Below are 2,031 nucleotides of genomic sequence, written 5' to 3' on the forward strand. Positions count from 1 at the left end.
CTGCTCGCCGATGCCAAGGCGGCTTTCGATGCAGCCGACCCCGAGACCGTCGAGATCATCCGTCAGTTCGCGCGGGCCGAGGTCCCGGACGGGGGAGTGCTCTTCCACGGACTCACGGTCGACCAGGACGACATGGGCGAGAGCCCGCGTGACCCGGTGGCGTTCGAGGGCAAGGATCGTGACCCCGTAACGGAGGCTGCACTGTTGGCCTTCGCCGCTGTCGCCGGTGAGGTCTTCTCGTTCGCACGGCAGCACCGTGGTGCGCTGATTCAGAACGTCACGCCGATCCCCGGCCACGAGTACGACGCCGTCGGCACCGGGAGCCGGAGCCTGCTCGACTGGCACTCCGAGGATGCCTTCGACGACGCGCACCCGCAGTTCGTCGGCCTGTTCTGCGTCCGCGGAGACGAGCGGGTTCAGACGGCGCTGGCGCCGGTCGACCGCATCGACCTCTCGGCCGACGACGAGGCGGTTCTCCGTCAGCCGCGCTTCATGCACGGCATCGACAAGGCATCCGGCGGAACGGGTCGCCCCGAAGACGGCGTCCAGGGTGCGGCGCTCTACGGCGAGGACGGCAAGCGTTTCGTTCGCATCGACATGGACTGCGCCGCCGCCGTCACCGGCGATGACGAGGCTGCCGCGGCGCTGAAGGCGTTCCACGACGGCGCCGACAAGGAGGGTATCTACGTGACCCTCGGCGCCGGCGACATCCTGCTCTTCGACAACCGCCGCGTCATGCACGCTCGCACCCCCTTCGAACCCCGCTACGACGGCACCGACCGCTGGTTGCAGCGCGTCATCATCACCGATGACCTCGGCCGCTCGGCCGACCGCCGCATCAACCACCACCGTGTGGTCGAAAACGAGCTGGTAAGCGCCTGACATTCGCTGATCGCACGCGGCCGGCGCCCCCGAGGGTGCCGGCCGACGTGTGAGGGCAGCACCCTTCGGAAAGAGAGATCGATGGCATCGCGAGGACTCGGTTCGCGCTTCGGATACATGGTGGCCCGGCTGAAGGTCATCGACCTCCCCTCGGTCATCGAGCGGGCCCGGGAAGTATCAACGCAGTTCCACAAGTGGACACCCGCGGTGGTCGTTGACATGTTCTGGCAGGCGACGTTCCACCAGGTCGGCTTCCAGGACTACGTGGACTACGACTTCGCCATCCTGAACCGCCGTGAGCGGCGCACGATGATGACGCACCCCCATTCGAACAAGTACTCCTACACGTTCGATGACCCCGAATACCGTGGAATCTTCTACGACAAGTGGGAGTTCGACCGCGTCTTCTCGGAGTACCTCGGCCGTGACTGGATGATGGTCACCGACGATAACGTCGACGAGCTGCGCGCCTTCGGCGATGCGCACCCGGTGCTCATCACCAAGAAGCAGGCGGGTCGATCGGGCGCGGCCATCAACCGGTATTACTCGACTGAGATCGAGGACTGGACCGACTTCCACGCGCAGCTGCGCGAGCGCGGCGAACTGCTGATCGAAGAGAACATCGTGCAGCATCCGGATGTCGCAGCCGTCTGTGCGGGCACGGTCAACTCGACCCGCGTTGCCGCCTTCTTCGACGGGGAGAAGACCCACATCCTCGCGATCGCGCAGAAGTTCGGCCGTGGACAGGTGGCTGACCAGATGGACTTCGGCGGCTTCTACACGATGCTCGACCCCGAGACCGGAGCGTCGCTCGGCGACGGCTACGACTCGCACGGACACGTGCACAAGCTCCACCCCGATTCGGGCTACCCTATCGCTGATTTCCAGCTGCCGATGTTCGATGAGGTCATCGCCTTCGTCGACAAGGTCGCGCGTCACGTCCCGCAGGTGCAGTACGTCGGCTGGGACATCGCCGTGACCCCCGACGGGCCCGTGCTCATCGAGGGAAACTGGGCCACGGGCGTCTACGAGAACAAGCCGAGCGTGCTCGGCATCCGCACCGGACACCGCCCGCGGTACCAGAAGGCGATGGGCTTTTGATCAGTCCGACCGGGCCGCGCGTTCGGTTGAGTCGCTCGGCGCTCGTTT

General features: G+C 65.9%; 2 protein-coding genes. Both read left to right on the forward strand.

The window, feature by feature from the left end:
* The coding region (locus Q1V87_RS06385) for a TauD/TfdA family dioxygenase (RefSeq protein ID WP_300591342.1) at positions 1-882 on the forward strand (882 nt) is incomplete at its 5' end.
* Positions 883-963: 81 nt separating this feature from the next.
* Positions 964-1,983 carry a sugar-transfer associated ATP-grasp domain-containing protein gene (locus tag Q1V87_RS06390; RefSeq protein ID WP_300591344.1) on the forward strand — a complete coding sequence of 340 codons (1,020 nt, stop codon included), beginning with the start codon at positions 964-966 and terminating at the stop codon, positions 1,981-1,983.
* Positions 1,984-2,031: the final 48 nt, after the last annotated feature.

This window comes from Microbacterium sp. (assembly GCF_030149085.1).
GTDB lineage: Bacteria > Actinomycetota > Actinomycetes > Actinomycetales > Microbacteriaceae > Microbacterium.

What these genes read in the sequence shown, in the direction of transcription:
- Q1V87_RS06390 (WP_300591344.1), top strand. Translation starts at nt 964, where the DNA reads ATGGCATCGCGAGGACTCGGTTCGCGCTTCGGATACATGGTGGCCCGG.